The sequence below is a fragment of the Burkholderia sp. lig30 genome (assembly GCF_000687455.2).
Classification (GTDB): Bacteria; Pseudomonadota; Gammaproteobacteria; order Burkholderiales; family Burkholderiaceae; genus Burkholderia.
This window is the reverse complement of record NZ_JGVW01000092.1, coordinates 12,225-29,754: the sequence shown is the minus strand read 5'-3', so window position 1 is coordinate 29,754 and position 17,530 is coordinate 12,225. Positions and strand designations below refer to the sequence as shown.

Below are 17,530 nucleotides of genomic sequence, written 5' to 3'. Positions count from 1 at the left end.
GCATTTCCGGCCGGGAAATCGGCGGCCGGAAATCGGCCGGCCCGCGTGGGCGCACCGCACCCCCAGCACCCAACCCAATGCGCCGCGCCCGGCAAGCCGGATCGGGGTCGGCGCGGCCACGTCTCCCGTTCCCCTGCCCGATCTGATTGTCCGCCGGCCGGACCTGAGCGGACGTATCCCGCTTGGGTCGACACCCGTTCCTGTTCGATGCCGTGACCGCTCCCCACCAACGAAAGCACGCGCTCCAGCGCGGTCGCACGGCCCCGTCCTCTATAAATCCGCCGCTTCGCGACCCTCTGCCAACGTAAAATTCAAGACATCCCCCTCTACATATAAAAAATGAACGCCCCCATCCAGATAGCCCGGGCCGTTTGCCCGCACGATTGTCCCGACACGTGCGCGATGCGCGTAACCGTCGAGAACGGCAAGGCGATCAAGGTCGCCGGCGACCCAGACCATCCACCGACGCAAGGCGTGTTGTGCACGAAGGTCAGCCGCTATGCCGAGCGCGTGCATCATCCTGACCGCCTGACCACGCCTCTCAAGCGCGTCGGACGCAAGGGCGAGGGGCGCTTCGTACCGATCAGCTGGGACGAGGCATTTGCGGAAATCGGCGGGCGCCTTGCCGAAATCGCGGCCCGCGAGCCGGAAGCAATCCTGCCGTACAGCTACGCCGGCACAATGGGGCTGGTGCAGGGAGAGGGGATCGCCCAACGCTTCTTCCATGCTCTCGGCGCGTCGCGGCTCGAGCGAACTATCTGCGCAGCCGCGGGTGCGGCGGGGTTGCGATACACGTACGGCGGCAGTCTCGGGATGCACCTCGAGCATTTCGAGGAAAGCGAACTGATCCTGATCTGGGGCGCGAATCCAATTGCGTCGAGCCTGCATTTCTGGACGCGGGCTCAGGAGGCGAAGCGGCGGGGCGCGCATCTGGTCGCGATCGATCCCTACCGCTCGCTGACAGCGGAAAAATGCCACCAGCACATCGCATTGCGGCCAGGCACCGACGGAGCCTTCGCCCTCGGCATGATGCATGTGCTGATGACGGAGAACCTCCTCGATCACGATTACATCAGCGCTCATACAGTGGGATTCGACGCGCTCAAGGCCCGTGCGATGACCTATCCGCCGCAACGTGTCGCGGAGATCTGCGGGATTGAAGCGTCGGAGCTGATCGGGCTCGCGCGCCGCTATGGCTCGACACGAAAGGCCGCGATCCGGCTCAACTATGGCATGCAGCGCGTCCGCGGCGGCGGCAACGCGGTGCGCGCGATCGCCAGCTTGCCCGCGCTGACGGGGGCATGGCGGGAGCGGGCCGGCGGGTTGCTGCTCTCTGCGTCCGAGTGGGCACCGATCGACCAAGCGGCGCTGGTGCGCCCGGAGTTGATGCCCGGCTGGCCGCATGCACTGCCCCGCATCGTCAACATGAACGCAATCGGCGATGCATTGCTGCATCCGGGCGACACCGGATTCGGTCCCAAAATCGAGGCAGTCGTTGTCTACAATTCGAACCCGGTCGCCGTGGCGCCGGATTCGGCGAAGGTCGCGGCGGGATTTGCCCGAGAAGATATGTTCACGGTCGTTCTCGAACATTTCAAGACAGATACCGTCGATTTCGCCGACATTGTGCTGCCGGCGACCACGCAACTGGAGCATCTCGACATCCACAAGTCGTATGGACATACCTACGTGATGGTGAATCTGCCGTCGGTCGCGCCCGTCGGCGACACGCGGCCCAACACGGAGATTTTCAGGGGGATCGCGCGCAGCATGGGGCTTGTGGAGCCGGCGCTCTACCACAGCGATGAAGAGGTCGCGCGCGCTGCACTCAGATGGGGTGATCCGTCGCTCGAAAGCGATTGGGAGACGTTGAAGCAGGCAGGCTGGCTGAAGCTCAAGTTACCGGACGCGCCGTTCGCCAACGGCGGGTTCCGGACGCCGTCCGGCAAGTGCGAGTTCTACAGCGAGCGGCTCGCCCAAATGGGGATGGACCCGGTGCCCGACTATCTGCCGCCATACGAATCGGCAGAGGCGGCCCCTGAACTCGCCGCGCGCTATCCGCTCGCGATGATCTCGCCGCCGGCGCGGAACTTCCTGAACAGCACGTTCGTGAACGTCGACAGCCTCCGGAATACGGAAGGCGAGCCGCATCTCGACATGCACCCGACGGATGCCGCCGCGCGGAACATCTCGGACGGTGACATCGTGCGGATCTTCAACGATCGCGGCTCGATGCAGGCACGCGCGCGCGTGACCGACCGGGCTCGCGCAGGGCTCGTCGTCGGCCTGTCAATCTGGTGGAAGAAGCTGTCACCGGACAGACGCAACGCCAACGAGGTGACGAGCCAGGCGCTCACCGATCTTGGGCAGTCCGCAACGTTTTATGACTGTCTTGTCGAAGTTGCGCGCGCTTAGGGCGAAATCGACACGCAATCGCGTGCGTATCGGATCCCTCAGCGAGTTCGAAGGGAGTGTCTAACCCGGTTGTCTCAAATCGGGCAAGCCGCTAGGATGCGTTTTAGCACGACCATTCGAAAATATGTGAGGAGACGCGCAGCATGGACAAGATTTGGCTGAAATCGTACCCGCCCGGCGTTCCAGCCGAAATTGACGCGTCGCGGTTTGCCTCGGTGTCCGAGCTGCTCGAACAGAGTTTCAGCCAGTTCCGCGACCGGACGGCGTTCGTCTGCATGGGCAAGTCGATCTCGTATGGCGAGCTCGACACGCTGTCTTGCCAGCTGGGCGCATGGCTGCAGTCGCGCGGGCTCGCGCGTGGCGCGCGTGTCGCGATCATGATGCCGAACGTTCTGCAGTACCCGGTAACGATCGCGGCGGTGCTGCGCGCAGGCTATGCGGTCGTCAACGTCAATCCGCTGTACACGCCGCGCGAACTCGAGCATCAGCTCAAGGACAGCGGCGCAGAAGCGATCGTCATCCTCGAGAATTTCGCGACGACGCTGCAGGCCGTCGTTGCCAATACCGCCGTCAAGCACGTCGTCGTCGCGTCGATGGGCGATCTGATGGGGCTCAAGGGGCTGCTCGTCAATTATGTCGTCCGGCACGCGAAGAAGATGGTGCCGGCATGGCAACTGCCGTCGTACACACGCTTCAAGGCAGCGCTCACGGCGGGCGCGCGCCAGACATTCAAGCCGCAAAAGAATGCTCCGGACGATGTCGCGTTCCTGCAGTACACCGGCGGCACGACCGGCGTCGCGAAGGGCGCGACGCTGCTGCATCGGAACATCGTCGCGAACGTGCTGCAGGCCGAGGCGTGGCACGAGCCCGCCCATGCGAAGTATCCGGAAGTGAAGCAGTTCGTCACCGTGATCGCGCTGCCGCTCTATCACGTGTTCGCGCTGACCGTGTGCGGCTTCCTGACGTTGCGCACCGGCGGCATGGGCGTTCTGATCCCGAATCCGCGCGATATCGGCGGCATGATCAAGGAGCTGAAGGGATACCAGATTTCGACGATTCCGGCGGTCAACACGCTTTACAACGCGATGCTGAACCATCCGGATTTCAGCCAGCTCGATTTTTCGAAGCTGGTGATCGCCAACGGCGGCGGCATGGCGATCCAGGAAAGCGTGGCGAAACGCTGGTACGAAAAGACGCGAACGGCAATCGTCGAGGGCTATGGCCTGTCCGAGACGTCGCCGGTCGCGACGTGCAATCCGGTGACGGCCACCGAATACAGCGGGAGCATCGGCGTGCCGCTGCCGTCGACCGAAGTCTCGATCCGCGACGAGGCCGGCGATGAAGTGTCGCTCGGCCAGCCGGGCGAGATCTGCATCCGCGGGCCGCAGGTGATGGCCGGCTACTGGAATCGCCCCGATGAAACCGCGAAGGTCATGATGCCGGACGGCTTCTTCAAGACCGGCGACATCGGCGTGATGGATGCCCGCGGTTACGTGAAGATCGTCGATCGGAAGAAGGACATGATTCTCGTGTCCGGCTTCAACGTGTATCCCAATGAGGTGGAGGACGTGGTGGCGTCCCATCCGGGCGTCTACGAGGTGGCGGCTGTCGGCGTGCCCGACGAGCATTCCGGCGAGGCCGTGAAGCTGTTTGTCGTGAAGAAGGATCCGGCGCTCACCGACAAGGACATCTTTGCGTTCTGCAAGGAGCGCCTCACCGGCTACAAGCGGCCGAAGTTCATCGAGTTCCGCACCGAATTGCCGAAGACGAATGTCGGCAAGATCCTGCGGCGCGAATTGCGCGACGGCCGCGCCTGACGCTTCCCCGCGGCACGACGGCCCGGCGGTCGCCCGGGCCGTTTTCATTTGGGCTGCGCCGCCTGCAAACCGTGTGGCCGTGCCGGTACGCGTGTTGATTGTGGGCGCAAGCGGCATGCGGTCCGTCAACGTGACGCAGCGTGCCGGATGTGCTTTACGGCCCGCGCCAGACGCCGGTTGGCGGTTCGCCTCAGTCACGTCAGGCATGGCGGTGCGCTGGCCGCGCGCAACGAAAAAAGGCGCCCGAAGGCGCCTTTCAATGGACTGCTGCTTGTCAGGACAAGCTGATTAGAACTTGTGGCGGATACCGACCGTTGCGGCGACCTGGTTCTGCGACGACGACGCCGTCAGGCCTGCAATCGCCGCACGTGCGCGCGCGCCGGTCGAGTCGTAGCCCAGCGCGTGCTGGTAGATACCGGCCGCGTAGATGTCGGTGCGCTTCGACAGGAAGTAGTCGACGCCCAGGTTGACCTGGTGGTATTGCGCCGCGTCCTGGCCATTGACCGACGAGCCGCGCGTGTAGTCATACGCGATACCGGCCAGCAGGGTCGGGGTCAGCTGGTACTTGAAGTTGCCTTCGACGTTGTGGAACGACGCGTTGCCTTTCAGTCCCAGCGGGTTGAGCCCCGTGCCGCCGACTGCGCCGACATTGTCGAAGCGGGTGTAGCTGTACGTCACGCCGAGCGTCGCCGCGCCGATCGTGTATGCGCCGCCGACCGCTGCGACCTGCTGCGTGTTGGCCGATGCGTAGCCGCTGTACACCGGGCTCGTCATGTTCAGCGACGACGGCAACGTCGTCGACGCCTTCGAGCTCGGGTTGTTGCCGAAGAACGAGTAGTTCGGGTCGCGGACGTTCAGGTAGGCGCCACCCAGCACCAGCGGGCCGTTCGTGTAGCCCAAGCCGACCGACCAGATCTGGTTGCGGCTGTAGTCGCCGGCCACGCCGCCCAGGCTATACACGGCGCCGAACTGCAGGCCTGCGTACACCGGGCTCGTGTACTTGATCGCACTGTTCGTGCGATTCGAGTTGTTCATGTTGTCCAGGTCGCCCGGGTGCGCGCCGTAGCCGGTCGCCCACTGGCTGCCCGATTCCAGTGCGCCGACGAAGTCGACGACGGAATCATACTGGCGGCCGAGCGTGACGCGGCCGTAGCTGTCGTGCGACAGGCCGACGAATGCCTGGCGGCCGAACATGTTGCCGCCCTGGCCGAGCGCGCCGGTCGACGTGTTGAAACCGTTTTCGAGCACGAAGATCGCCTTCAGGCCGCCACCCAGGTCTTCCGTGCCACGCAGGCCGAAACGGCTGCCTTGCAGGTTACCGCTCGCCAGCTGGTACTGACGTTGGCCACCGGCATTGTTATTGAACAAGAGGCCTTCGTCGACGATACCGTAAAGTGTCACGCTGCTTTGCGCCTGAGCGGCACCAGCAAACGCGCCCAGCGCGACGAGCGCGAGAAGCGACTTTTTCATTAAAAGATCTCCAAGATTCATCGATTTTTTTGTTGCGGGGCAAATAGTTATGTTCTGGCGTCGTACCCCGCTTCAACTTCGGTAGAAGTCGGACGTAATTTAGCAAAAGGCGTTTTTACGACAAAGCAAAAGGCCGCTGCCCGAGGCCGCCATGTTTCCTTTATGCAACAATGGTTAGAATCACGGGTTAACCGCAATTTCCGCTGATAAATCATGTCGGTTAGGCAGCGGATACGTGCCGATGCCCCCCTCGGGGCGGAGGCTGAAGCCAGGAGAACAGGATGGTGTTGGATGAACTGATCAGCGAATTCGACCGCGGTTTGCGGTCGATGGCGGGTGTGAACCGGATGGGTCGCCCCGTACCCGCGCCGGCAGAATCTCCGGCGGCGGAGTTGTCGGCGGCGGAGCGCACGCACGCGGCCGGGCTGATGCGTGTGAATCACGTCGGCGAGATCTGCGCGCAGGCGCTTTATCAGGCGCAGAAGCTGACCACGCGTTCGCCCGCGCTCAAGACGATGTTCGAGGAGGCGGCCCGCGAAGAGGAGGATCACCTCGCGTGGACCGCGCATCGCCTGAAGGAGCTCGATTCGCGTCCGAGCCTGCTGAACCCGCTGTGGTACGCTGGCGCGCTCGCGATCGGCGTCGCTGCCGGGGCGCTGGGCGACAAGGTGAGCCTCGGCTTCATGGCCGAAACCGAGCGCCAGGTGGAGAGCCATCTGGACGGCCATCTGTCCGAGTTGCCAGCCGGCGACACGTCGTCGCGCGCGATTGTCGAACAGATGCGTGTCGATGAGGTGAAACACGGCAAGACGGCGATGGATGCCGGCGGCATAGAGTTGCCGTTGCCCGCGCGGATGTTGATGCGTGCGGCGTCGAAAGTCATGACGAGCACTGCGTACTATCTCTGACGAAATGCCGGGGCGGCGTTGCGCCGCCCCCTGGTTGCCCGCCCCGATATTGCACCGTTCCTCCGTATTTTCCCGCGCCCGAAAGCCCCGCCCCCAAGCCGATCTGACCCGCCTTGTTCACGTATCACCTTCACAAGTTGCACTAGCTCATTCATTTATAACGATTTTCAAAATGACAGGGCGCGTGAGGTTGTGCGCGTAAGTCCTTGTTCTAACTAACAAAATTCGTCAAAAAACCGGGGCGGTCCCTTGACCGTGCCAACCCCTTCCTCTAAAGTGGGGGACGGTGTGAGAAAGTGTGTTTTTGTGTGATCTGGCGGGCCATTTCGGCTAAATTCTGGGCATTGGGCGCGTGCTTCGGTGCACTGAACGGGAGAGCGGAACGTGTTCCAGGGAGCGTCGGCGCTGACGCTCGATGCGAAAGGGCGGATGTCGGTGCCGGCTCGCTATCGCGAAGCGCTGCAAGGACAGGCAGAAGGACGGGTGACTGTGACCAAGCACCCGGACGGCTGCCTGTTGCTGTTTCCGCGCCCGGAGTGGGAGGTGTTTCGCGCCAAGATCGCCGCGCTGCCGATGGACGCGCACTGGTGGCGGCGGATTTTTCTCGGCAACGCGATGGACGTCGATCTCGACAGCGCGGGCCGGATTCTCGTATCGCCCGAGCTGCGGATGGCAGCCGGTCTGGAAAAGGAAGTCATGTTGTTGGGAATGGGTAGTCACTTCGAGCTGTGGGATTCGCAGACCTACATCGCGAAGGAGCAGGCGGCGATGGCGCAGGGCATGCCCGACGCGCTGAAGAATTTCACGTTCTGATTGCGGACACGGAGACGCCCGCGATGGGAAATGAATTGCAACATCGGACGGTGTTGTTGGACGAGGCGGTCGATGCGCTCGTCACGCGTCCGGACGGCATGTACGTCGACGGCACGTTCGGCCGCGGCGGCCACAGTCGCGCGGTGCTCGCGCGGCTCGCGCCGTCGGGCCGGCTGATTGCGTTCGACAAGGATCCGCGTGCGATCGAAACGGCGCAGCGCATCGAGGACGTGCGTTTTTCGATCGTGCATGACAGTTTTGCGTCGATGCGGGATGCGCTCGCGGCGCGCGGCATCGACAAGGTGTCGGGGGTGTTGCTCGACCTGGGCGTGTCCTCGCCGCAGGTGGACGATCCGGAACGGGGCTTCAGCTTCCGCGCGGACGGCCCGCTGGACATGCGCATGGACCCGACGCGCGGCGAGTCGGCGGCCGAATGGCTCGCGCGGGCTTCGCTGCAGGAACTGACGGAGGTGATACGGGATTATGGGGAAGAACGGTTTGCTTTTCAGATTGCAAAGGCGCTTGTTGCTCGCCGGGCAGAGTCCGACCGTCTCGGGCCTCTCGACAGCACGGGCGAGCTTGCCCAAATCGTGGGTCACGTCGTCAAGACCCGCGAGAAGGGTAAGGACCCGGCAACCCGCACCTTTCAGGCTATACGGATTCACGTCAATCAAGAGCTTGCGGACCTGCAAGTCGTACTAGACGCGGCATTGTCGTTGCTGGAGCAAGGGGGACGGCTGGTGGTGATCAGCTTTCATTCGCTCGAAGACCGTATCGTCAAGCGATTCATGCAGGCGCACGCGAGTGCGCCTGCGGTCGATCGTCGCTTGCCGATCCGTGCGGTCGACCTGCCGAGCCCCCCGCTCAAGATAATCGGCCGCAAGTTTCCGGGCGAAGCGGAGGTGGCTGCCAATCCGCGCGCCCGCTCGGCTGTGATGCGCATCGCGGAGCGCGTCACGCCATGAGCCGAATCAATATCTTTCTTCTCATCATCGTGATGGGCTGCGCACTGTCGGTCGTCAATTCGAGCAACCAGCAGCGCCAGATCTTCATCCAGTTGCAGCGCGCGCAGTCACAGGAGCGGCAGCTCCAGCAGGATTACGCGCAGCTTCAGTATCAGCAGAGCGCGCTGTCCAAGACGTCGCGCATCGAGCAGCTCGCCGACGAATCGCTGAAGATGCAGCCGATCTCGACGGGCCGCACGCAATATCTGACCCTTCAGCCGGGCGTCGCGAAGGCGCTCGACGCGCCGATTCCCGCATCCGCCGATACGGCTGCCAACGCCCGCGGAGACGCGCAATGAAGCCGTCGCCGAAGCGCCAGAACGTGAAATTCACGTCGAGCCCCGTGCTGTCGGTGCATTTGCCGATGTGGCGCTCGAAGCTGGTCGTGTTCCTGCTGTTCATGGCGTTCGTCGCGCTCGCCGCGCGCGCGTTCTGGATTCAGGGACCGGGCAACGCGTTCTACCAGAAGCAGGGCGAAAGCCGATACCAGCGCACGATCGAGCTGCCGGCGACGCGCGGCAAAATTCTCGACCGCAACGGCCTCGTGCTCGCGACGAGCCTGCCGGTGCGCGCGATCTGGGCAGTGCCCGAGGACGTGCCGGACGATCTCGGCGCCGACAAGGTCGACCAGCTCGGCAGGCTGCTCGACATGACGCCCAAGGAACTGCGCGCGAAGCTGTCCGCGGACAAGGGCTTCGTCTACGTGAAGCGCCAGGTGCCGATCGATGTCGCCGACAAGGTGGCGGCGCTCGGCATTCCCGGCGTTTACCAGCGCAACGAATACAAGCGCTTCTATCCGGAAGGCGAGATCACCGCGCACCTGATCGGCTTCACGAACGTCGAGGACGAGGGGCAGGAGGGCGTGGAGCTGGGCGACCAGAAGATGCTCGAGGGCACGCCCGGCCTGCGCCGCGTGATCAAGGACCGGGTCGGCCATATCGTCGAGGACGTCGCCGAGCAGCTGCCGCCGCACAACGGCACGGACATCGGCCTGTCGATCGACAGCAAGATCCAGTACATCGCGTATGCGAACCTGAAGGCCGCGGTGGAGAAGTTCGCCGCGAAGGCGGGCGCGGCGATGGTGATCGACGTGCGCACGGGCGAGGTGCTCGCGCTGGTCAATTATCCGACGTATAACCCGAACGACCGCTCGCACCTGACCGGCGAGCAGCTTCGCAACCGCATTCTCACCGACGTGTTCGAGCCGGGCTCGATCATGAAGCCGTTTACGGTGTCGCTCGCGCTCGACCTGCACCGCGTGTCGCCGAACACGCTCGTCGAGACGGGCAACGGCCATTACGTGCTCGATGGCGCGCCGATCACCGACGACTCGGGTTTCGGCACGCTGACGGTGGGCGGCGTGATCCAGAAATCGAGCAACATCGGCGCGACCAAGATCGCGATGACGATGAAGCCCGAGGAAATGTGGAATATGTATACCAGCATCGGTCTCGGCCAGGCGCCGAAGGTCGGCTTTCCCGGCGCCGCGGCCGGCCGTCTGCGCCCGTGGAAGGGCTGGCGCCGGATCGAGCAGGCGACGATGTCGTACGGCTACGGCCTGTCGGCGTCGCTGTTCCAGCTCGCGCGCGCCTATACGGCGATTGCGCACGACGGCGAGCTGATGCCGGTGACGATTTTCAAGACCGACAACGCGCAGCCGGTCACGGGTCCGCAGATCTTCTCGCCGGTCACCGCGCGCGAAGTGCGCGCGATGCTCGAAACCGTCGTGGCGCCGGGCGGCACGTCGCCGGACGCCGCCGTGCCCGGCTACCGCGTCGGCGGCAAGAGCGGCACCGCGTACAAGCATGAAGGCCACGGCTACACCCGGAAATACCGGGCGTCGTTTGTCGGGATGGCGCCGATGCCGAATCCGCGGATCGTCGTCGCGGTGTCGGTCGACGAGCCGACGGCGGGCAGCCACTTCGGCGGACAGGTGTCCGGTCCCGTATTCTCGGCGATCGCGGGCGACGCGCTGCGCGCGCTGAACGTGCCGCCGAACATGCCGGTCAAGCAGCTCGTCGTGTCCGGCGACACGCCTTCCCAGGCAGGGCCGCAAAAGCTGGCCGCCGCAACGGGCGCGAAGCATATCATCGTGTCTAGCACGACACGCAATTCTCCGGGAGTCATTCGATGAGCGCCGCTCGCAGTTCACATCCGGCGCACCAGCAAATCGCAGCCGCGCTTGCGTGGCTGCGCGAGCATGTGGCCCCCGAGGCGCAACTGCACGCGGACACGCGCAGCCTGAACCCGGGCGACGTGTTCGTCGCGTATGCGGTCGACGGGGCCGACAATCGCGCCTTCATTCCCGATGCCGTCGCGCGCGGCGCCGCCGCCGTGCTGTATCAGCCGGACGGCTTCGCGGGCGTGCCCGCCGCGCCCGCCACGCTTGCGGTGCCGGCGCTGAACGAGCTGGCCGGCGACATCGCCAGCGGCTGGTACGGCGATCCGAGCGACAGCATGTTGACGGTCGGCGTGACCGGCACGAACGGCAAGACGTCTTGCACGCAGTGGATCGCCGCGGCGCTGACCGCGCTGCACAAGCCGTGCGCGGTGATCGGCACGCTCGGCAGCGGGATGCCCGGCCAGCTCGTGCCGACCGGCTTCACGACGCCGGACGCGCCGCAGCTGCAGCGCAGCCTCGCGCAGCTGCGCGCCGCCGGCGCGCAGGCGGTTGCGATGGAAGTGTCGTCGCACGCGCTCCATCAGGGGCGCGCGAACGGCACGTCGTTCGACATCGCCGTATTTACGAATCTCACGCAGGATCACCTCGATTACCACCGCACGTTCGACGCCTACGAGGCAGCGAAGGCGAAGCTCTTCGCATGGCGCGGCCTGCGCGCCGCGATCGTCAATCGCGACGACGCGGCCGGCCGCCGTCTGCTCGAGAAGCTGGCCGGGCGCGTGCGCACGATCGCATACGGCATCGACACGGCCGTCACTGCCGACGCCGATCGCGAGCTGATCGCGACCGGCGTGCGGGCGACCGCCACCGGCACCGCGTTCCGCCTGCGATCGTCGTGGGGCGACGCGGACGTCGAGGTCGGCACGCTCGGCGCGTTCAACATCAGCAACCTGCTTGCGGTGCTCGGCACGCTGCTCGCGTCGGACGTCCCGTTCGATGCGGCGCTCGCGGAGCTGGCGCGGCTCGAGCCGGTGAACGGCCGGATGCAGCGTCTCGGCGGCCGGCTGCAGAACGACGAGCCGCTCGTGGTGATCGATTACGCGCACACGCCCGACGCGCTCGAGAAGACGCTCGACGCGCTGCGCCCGATCGCCGACGCGCGCGGCGGCGCGCTCGTCTGCATGTTCGGCTGCGGCGGCGACCGCGACGCGACGAAGCGTCCGCTGATGGGCGCGATCGCCGAGCGGCTCGCCGATCAGGTCGTGGTGACGAGCGACAATCCGCGCAGCGAGGAGCCGCAACGCATCATCGACCAGATCGTGGCCGGCATGCATGCGCCCGCCAACGCGCGCCGCATCGACGATCGCGCAAGCGCGATCCTGCAGGCGGTGCGCGGGGCGGCGCGCGAGGATGTCGTCGTGCTGGCCGGCAAGGGCCACGAGGCGACGCAGGAAATCATGGGCAAGAAGCGCGCGTTCTCCGACCAGGATCACGCGCGGCTCGCGCTCGCGGCGCGCACGACGCACGGCAAGGGGGGCTGCGAATGACGATGCTCACGTTGAGCGAGGCTGCTCGCCTGATTCCCGGCGCGACCGTGCATGGCGACGCGGACGTGACGTTCGAGCGGGTGTCGACGGACAGCCGCACGGCGGGTCCCGGCGAACTGTTCGTCGCGCTGAAAGGGGAGCGCTTCGACGCGCACGACTTCGTCGGCGACGTGGCGGCGCGCGGCGCGGCCGCGGCGCTCGTGTCGCGCAGCCCGGCCGGCGCGGGGATGCCGACGATCGAGGTCGCCGACACGCGCGCGGCGCTCGGCGCGCTCGCGCACGGCTGGCGCGCGCGTTTCGCGCTGCCGCTCGTCGCGGTGACGGGCAGCAACGGCAAGACGACGGTCAAGGAAATGATCGCGTCGATTTTTGCCGCGGCGGTCGGTGCCGATGCGCGCCTCGCCACCGCCGGCAATTTCAATAACGACATCGGCTTGCCGTTAACGCTGCTGCGGCTGAACGGCGCGCACCGGCTCGCCGTGATCGAACTCGGGATGAACCACCCGGGCGAGACGGACGTGCTCGCGCGGCTTGCCGCGCCGACGGTCGCGCTCGTCAACAACGCGCAGCGCGAGCACCAGGAGTTCATGGCGACGGTCGAGGCCGTCGCGCTCGAGCATGCCGCGGTGATTCACGCGCTCGCACCGGATGGCGTCGCCGTGTTTCCCGCGGATGACGCGTATGCGGGCATCTGGCGCGTGGCGGCGACCGGTAACCGGATCGTCGATTTCGCGCTGCATGACGGCGAGCGGCAGACGAGCGCGCAGGTGACGGGGCGGCTCGCCGCCGGCGAGCTTGTGATCGACACACCTGCCGGACGCATCGCGGTGCGCCTGCGTGCGCTCGGCGAGCACAATGCGCGCAACGCGCTCGCGGCGACGGCCGCGGCGCTGGCGGCGGGCGTCGCGCTTTCGGCGATCCAGGCGGGCCTCGAAGCGTTCGAGCCGGTCAAGGGCCGCCTGCAGGTCCGGCGCGCGATCGCCGGCGAGCTTGCGGGTGCGACCGTCGTCGACGACACCTATAACGCGAACCCCGATTCGATGCGCGCGGCGATCGACGTCCTCGCGTCGCAGCCGGCGCCGCGCGTGCTGGTGATCGGCGATATGGGCGAGGTCGGCGACGAAGGGCCGGCATTCCATCGCGAGATCGGCGCGTACGCGCGCGAGCGCGGCATCGATGCGCTGTTCGCGCTCGGCGACGCGTCGCGCGACGCTTGCGCGGCATATGGCAGCGCGGCACGGCATTTCGACGGCGTCGACGCGCTCGTGCCGGCGCTGCTGGCCGCGGGCTACGGCGCGCAGGCGACGATCCTCGTGAAGGGGTCGCGGTACATGAAGATGGAGCGCGTGGTCGACGCGCTGACGAACCAATCCGCAGCGGGCGCCGCGCCCGCCGCACACTGAGTAGAAGGAAGGAAGCATGCTGCTGGCACTGGCGCAATGGCTGCAAGGTGACGCAAGCTTTTTGCGCTTGTTCACATACCTGACGTTCCGTGCGGTGATGGCCACCATCACCGCGCTCGGGATCGGGCTCGTGTGCGGCCCCTGGGTGATCCGCAAGCTGACGCAGATGAAGGTCGGGCAGGCCGTGCGAAAGGACGGCCCGCAGAGCCATCTCGTCAAGTCCGGCACGCCGACGATGGGCGGCGTGCTGATCCTGATCGGCATCGCGGTCGCGACGCTGCTGTGGGGCGACCTGACGAACCGTTTCATCTGGATCGTGATGCTCGTCACGTTCGGTTTCGGCGTGATCGGCTGGGTCGACGATTACCGCAAGGTCGTCTACAAGGACCCGCGCGGGATGTCGTCGAGGGAAAAGTATTTCTGGCAGTCGGTGATCGGCCTGTTCGCGGCGGTGTACCTGGCGTTCAGCGTATCCGAGGCGAGCAACGTGCGCGTGTTCGACCTGTTCATGGCGTGGGTGCGCAGCGGCCTGTCGATGGGGCTGCCCGCGCGCGCCGACCTGATGCTGCCGTTCCTGAAGTCGATCAGCTATCCGCTCGGCGTGTGGGGCTTCATCGCGCTGACCTATTTCGTGATCGTCGGCGCAAGCAACGCGGTGAACCTGACCGACGGCCTCGACGGCCTCGTGATCATGCCGGTCGTGCTGGTCGGCGCGTCGCTCGGCGTGTTCGCGTACGTGATGGGCAGCTCGGTCTACTCGAAATACCTGCTGTTTCCGCACATTCCGGGCGCAGGCGAGCTGCTGATCTTCTGCTCCGCGATGGGCGGCGCCGGGCTCGCGTTCCTCTGGTACAACACGCACCCCGCGCAAGTGTTCATGGGCGACGTCGGCGCACTCGCGCTCGGCGGCGCGCTCGGCACTGTCGCGGTGATCGTGCGGCAGGAAATCGTGCTGTTCATCATGGGCGGGATCTTCGTCGCGGAGACGCTCTCCGTGATGCTGCAGGTCACGTGGTTCAAGTACACGAAACGCCGTTACGGCGAAGGGCGCCGCATCTTCAAGATGGCGCCGCTGCATCACCATTTCGAATTGTCCGGCTGGAAGGAAACGCAGGTCGTGGTGCGCTTCTGGATCATCACGCTGATGCTCTGCCTGTTCGGTCTGTCCACCCTCAAGCTGCGGTAAAGGAAAGGTGCGAAGGATGTCTGGCGAGATGTTTGGAGATCGGCAACGGCCGATGGTGCTGGTGCTGGGGCTCGGCGAATCGGGCCTCGCGATCGCGCGTTGGTGCGCGAGGCACGGGTGCCGCCTGCGCATTGCCGATACCCGCGAGGCGCCGCCGAACCTTGCTGCGCTGAAGGACACCGGCGTCGACGCCGAGTTCGTCGGCGGGCCGTTCTCGCCCGCGCTGCTCGACGGCGGCGTCGAGATCGTCGGCGTGAGCCCCGGCCTGTCGCCGCTGTCGCCTGATCTCGCGGCGCTGCTTGCCGCGGCGAACGAGCGCGGCGTCACGGTGTGGGGCGAGCTGGAGTTCTTCGCGCAGGCGCTGCGCGCGCTCGGCGCGAACGGCTATCAGCCGAAGGTGCTGGCGATCACCGGCACCAACGGCAAGACCACGACGACGAGCCTCACGGGGCTCCTCTGCGAGCGCGCGGGCAAGACCGTCGCGGTGGCCGGCAACATCAGTCCGGCGATGCTCGACCGGCTCGCGGACGCGATCGATCACGCCGCGCTGCCCGACGTCTGGGTACTCGAACTGTCGAGCTTCCAGCTCGAAACGGCGCGGACCTTCGCGCCGGACGCGGCCGCGATCCTCAACATCACGCAGGACCACCTCGACTGGCACGGCAGCTTCGACGCCTACGCGGCGGCCAAGGGGCGGATCTTCGGCGCGACGACGACGCGCGTGCTGAACCGCGACGACGCGGCGGTGATGCGGTTCGCGCCCGCCGCGGCGGCGGCCGACGCGCCGCGCGCGGTCACGTTCGGCCTGAACGAGCCGGTGCATGACGGCGACTTCGGCCTGTCTCGCGACAACGGCATCGCGTGGCTCGTCGAGGCGGTGGATCGCGACGCGGCCGACCAGCCGGTGCCGACGCGGCGCCGCAAGCGCGAAGCGGCGAATCCGCCGGATATCGCGCTCAAGCGGCTGATGCCGGCGGATGCGCTGCGCATCCGCGGCCTGCACAACGCCGCGAACGCGCTTGCCGCATTCGCGCTCGCGCGTGCAATCGACCTGCCGGCCGCGCCGCTGCTGCACGGGCTGCGCGAGTATCGGGGCGAGGCGCACCGCGTCGAGGTCATCGCAACGCTGGACGGCATCGATTACGTCGACGACAGCAAGGGCACGAACGTCGGCGCGACGGTCGCCGCGCTCGACGGCCTCGCGCAACGGGTCGTGCTGATCGCCGGCGGCGACGGCAAGGGGCAGGATTTCTCGCCGCTCGCCGCGCCGGTCGCGCGCTGGTGCCGCGCCGTGATGCTGATCGGCCGCGACGCGCCGGCGATCCGCGAGGCGCTCGCCGAGACCGGCGTGCCGCTCGTCGATCACGCCACGCTCGAAGCGGCGGTGCACGCGGCGAGCGCGCTCGCGCAGCCGGGCGACGCCGTGCTGCTGTCGCCGGCCTGCGCGAGCCTCGACATGTTCAGGAGCTACGCCCACCGCGCGGACGTGTTCCGTGGCGCGGTGGAGGATCTCGCCCTCGACAAAGGAACGACGCCATGAGCTGGCCGGATCGCCTCGTCTCCCGTTTCAACGGTCAGCGCGACGCTGGCGGCAATGCCGCTGGCGGCCGCGTCGCGTCGGCCACGCGGGCCGCGACGGGCGGTCTCGCGAGCGTCGTCAACGGCGCGCGGCCGAGCCGCTCGCGGATGCTCGACTTCGACTATTCGCTGCTCTGGGTCGCGATCGCGCTGCTCGGTCTCGGCGTCGTGATGGTGTATTCGGCGTCGATCGCGATGCCGGATTCGCCGAAATACGCGTCGTATCACGATTACGCGTTCCTGCTGCGCCACGTCGTGTCGCTCAGCGTCGCGTTCGTGGCGGCGGTGATCACGTTCCGCGTCCCCGTGTCGACATGGGACAAATACGCGCCGCAGTTCTTCCTGATCGCCTTGGTCGGGCTCGTGATCGTGCTGGTCCCGCACCTTGGCAAGGGTGTGAACGGTGCGCGCCGCTGGATTCCGCTCGGCATTACCAACATGCAGCCGTCGGAGATCATGAAGCTCGCGGTGACGATCTACGCGGCCAACTACACGGTCCGCAAGCAGGAGTACATGCAGAGCTTCGCGAAGGGCTTCATGCCGATGGCGTTCGCGGTCGGCATCGTCGGCATGCTGCTGCTGCTCGAGCCGGACATGGGCGCATTCATGGTGATCGCTGCGATCGCAATGGGCGTGCTGTTCCTCGGCGGCGTGAACGGCAAGCTGTTCGGCGGCCTCGTCGCGACCGCGGTCGGCACGTTCACGCTGCTCGTCTGGCTGTCGCCGTGGCGGCGCGAGCGGATCTTCGCGTATCTCGATCCGTGGGACGAGCGCTACGCGCAGGGCAAGGCGTACCAGCTCACGCACTCGCTGATCGCGTTCGGCCGCGGCGAGTGGTTCGGCGTCGGCCTCGGCGGCAGTGTCGAAAAGCTGAACTACCTGCCCGAGGCGCATACCGATTTCATCCTCGCCGTGATCGGCGAGGAACTGGGCTTCGTCGGCGTGATGGTGGTGATCCTGCTGTTCTACTGGATCGTGCGCCGCGCGTTCGAGATCGGCCGCCAGGCGCTCGCGCTCGACCGCACGTTTGCCGGGCTGACGGCCAAGGGCATCGGCATCTGGTTCGGCGCGCAGACCTTCATCAACATGGGCGTGAATCTCGGGCTCCTGCCGACCAAGGGCCTGACGCTGCCGCTCGTGAGCTACGGCGGCTCGGGGATCCTGCTCAACTGCGTCGCGCTGTCAGTGCTGCTGCGCGTCGATTATGAAAATCGGGTCCTGATGCGCGGAGGGAAAGTATGATTTTTCCGCGTTGGCAAACGATTTC

13 protein-coding genes are annotated in these 17,530 nt (G+C 66.2%); 12 read left to right on the top strand and 1 reads right to left on the bottom strand.

The features are described from left to right. Positions 1 to 339 precede the first annotated feature (339 nt). Together LIG30_RS18450 and LIG30_RS18445 are read left to right on the top strand one after the other, a co-directional pair. Positions 340 to 2,415 (top strand): molybdopterin-containing oxidoreductase family protein, encoded by a 2,076-nt coding sequence (locus LIG30_RS18450; RefSeq protein ID WP_038714260.1) that lies wholly within the window; start codon positions 340 to 342, stop codon positions 2,413 to 2,415. A gap of 143 nt (positions 2,416 to 2,558) precedes the next feature. Continuing rightward, the gene (locus LIG30_RS18445) at positions 2,559 to 4,232 is read left to right on the top strand and encodes a long-chain fatty acid--CoA ligase (RefSeq protein WP_038714259.1); all 1,674 of its coding nucleotides are present in this window, start codon (positions 2,559 to 2,561) and stop codon (positions 4,230 to 4,232) included. 288 nt (positions 4,233 to 4,520) lie between these two features. Here LIG30_RS18445 and LIG30_RS18440 read toward each other — a convergent pair whose 3' ends face one another. Further along, the gene (locus LIG30_RS18440) at positions 4,521 to 5,702 is read right to left on the bottom strand and encodes a porin (RefSeq protein WP_038714258.1); all 1,182 of its coding nucleotides are present in this window, start codon (positions 5,700 to 5,702) and stop codon (positions 4,521 to 4,523) included. 281 nt (positions 5,703 to 5,983) lie between these two features. On the opposite strand from LIG30_RS18440, the gene coq7 reads away from it, so the two are divergent. From coq7 to ftsW, 10 genes are all read left to right on the top strand, one after another. Continuing rightward, positions 5,984 to 6,610, top strand: coding sequence for a 2-polyprenyl-3-methyl-6-methoxy-1,4-benzoquinone monooxygenase (gene coq7 / locus LIG30_RS18435; RefSeq protein ID WP_038714256.1), 627 nt, complete (start codon positions 5,984 to 5,986; stop codon positions 6,608 to 6,610). Between the two features lie 384 nt (positions 6,611 to 6,994). Then, the gene (mraZ, locus tag LIG30_RS18430; protein ID WP_006400450.1) at positions 6,995 to 7,423 is read left to right on the top strand and encodes a division/cell wall cluster transcriptional repressor MraZ; all 429 of its coding nucleotides are present in this window, start codon (positions 6,995 to 6,997) and stop codon (positions 7,421 to 7,423) included. A 23-nt stretch (positions 7,424 to 7,446) separates the two neighbouring features. Continuing rightward, the gene (gene rsmH / locus LIG30_RS18425; protein ID WP_038714253.1) at positions 7,447 to 8,388 is read left to right on the top strand and encodes a 16S rRNA (cytosine(1402)-N(4))-methyltransferase RsmH; all 942 of its coding nucleotides are present in this window, start codon (positions 7,447 to 7,449) and stop codon (positions 8,386 to 8,388) included. Beyond that, positions 8,385 to 8,726, top strand: a complete 342-nt coding sequence (gene ftsL / locus LIG30_RS18420) for a cell division protein FtsL (RefSeq protein ID WP_038714251.1) — start codon at positions 8,385 to 8,387, stop codon at positions 8,724 to 8,726. Before rsmH ends, ftsL begins: the two co-directional genes overlap by 4 nt. Beyond that, entirely contained in the window at positions 8,723 to 10,561 is a 1,839-nt protein-coding gene (locus LIG30_RS18415; RefSeq protein ID WP_038714250.1) for a peptidoglycan D,D-transpeptidase FtsI family protein, read from the top strand. Before ftsL ends, LIG30_RS18415 begins: the two co-directional genes overlap by 4 nt. Next, entirely contained in the window at positions 10,558 to 12,096 is a 1,539-nt protein-coding gene (locus tag LIG30_RS18410; protein WP_038714248.1) for a UDP-N-acetylmuramoyl-L-alanyl-D-glutamate--2,6-diaminopimelate ligase, read from the top strand. The genes LIG30_RS18415 and LIG30_RS18410 overlap by 4 nt, the downstream gene beginning before the upstream one ends. Then, positions 12,093 to 13,499, top strand: coding sequence for a UDP-N-acetylmuramoyl-tripeptide--D-alanyl-D-alanine ligase (locus LIG30_RS18405; RefSeq protein ID WP_038714245.1), 1,407 nt, complete (start codon positions 12,093 to 12,095; stop codon positions 13,497 to 13,499). Before LIG30_RS18410 ends, LIG30_RS18405 begins: the two co-directional genes overlap by 4 nt. A 16-nt stretch (positions 13,500 to 13,515) precedes the next feature. Beyond that, positions 13,516 to 14,685: a phospho-N-acetylmuramoyl-pentapeptide-transferase gene (gene mraY, locus LIG30_RS18400; RefSeq protein WP_038714244.1), complete on the top strand. Its 1,170-nt coding sequence runs from the start codon at positions 13,516 to 13,518 to the stop codon at positions 14,683 to 14,685. 28 nt (positions 14,686 to 14,713) lie between these two features. Continuing rightward, on the top strand, positions 14,714 to 16,225 hold the full coding sequence (murD, locus tag LIG30_RS18395) for a UDP-N-acetylmuramoyl-L-alanine--D-glutamate ligase (protein ID WP_038714264.1): 1,512 nt from the start codon (positions 14,714 to 14,716) through the stop codon (positions 16,223 to 16,225). Continuing rightward, on the top strand, positions 16,222 to 17,505 hold the full coding sequence (ftsW, locus tag LIG30_RS18390; protein ID WP_038714242.1) for a putative lipid II flippase FtsW: 1,284 nt from the start codon (positions 16,222 to 16,224) through the stop codon (positions 17,503 to 17,505). Before murD ends, ftsW begins: the two co-directional genes overlap by 4 nt. The last annotated feature ends 25 nt before the right edge of the window (positions 17,506 to 17,530 follow it).

Bases quoted from the DNA above. Each gene is read 5' to 3' on its own strand.
- LIG30_RS18450 (WP_038714260.1), top strand. From the start codon at position 340: ATGAACGCCCCCATCCAGATAGCCCGGGCCGTTTGCCCGCACGATTGT.
- LIG30_RS18445 (WP_038714259.1), top strand. From the start codon at position 2,559: ATGGACAAGATTTGGCTGAAATCGTACCCGCCCGGCGTTCCAGCCGAA.
- LIG30_RS18440 (WP_038714258.1), bottom strand. From the start codon at position 5,702: ATGAAAAAGTCGCTTCTCGCGCTCGTCGCGCTGGGCGCGTTTGCTGGT.
- coq7 (WP_038714256.1), top strand. From the start codon at position 5,984: ATGGTGTTGGATGAACTGATCAGCGAATTCGACCGCGGTTTGCGGTCG.
- rsmH (WP_038714253.1), top strand. From the start codon at position 7,447: ATGGGAAATGAATTGCAACATCGGACGGTGTTGTTGGACGAGGCGGTC.
- ftsL (WP_038714251.1), top strand. From the start codon at position 8,385: ATGAGCCGAATCAATATCTTTCTTCTCATCATCGTGATGGGCTGCGCA.
- LIG30_RS18415 (WP_038714250.1), top strand. From the start codon at position 8,723: ATGAAGCCGTCGCCGAAGCGCCAGAACGTGAAATTCACGTCGAGCCCC.
- LIG30_RS18410 (WP_038714248.1), top strand. From the start codon at position 10,558: ATGAGCGCCGCTCGCAGTTCACATCCGGCGCACCAGCAAATCGCAGCC.
- LIG30_RS18405 (WP_038714245.1), top strand. From the start codon at position 12,093: ATGACGATGCTCACGTTGAGCGAGGCTGCTCGCCTGATTCCCGGCGCG.
- mraY (WP_038714244.1), top strand. From the start codon at position 13,516: ATGCTGCTGGCACTGGCGCAATGGCTGCAAGGTGACGCAAGCTTTTTG.
- murD (WP_038714264.1), top strand. From the start codon at position 14,714: ATGTTTGGAGATCGGCAACGGCCGATGGTGCTGGTGCTGGGGCTCGGC.
- ftsW (WP_038714242.1), top strand. From the start codon at position 16,222: ATGAGCTGGCCGGATCGCCTCGTCTCCCGTTTCAACGGTCAGCGCGAC.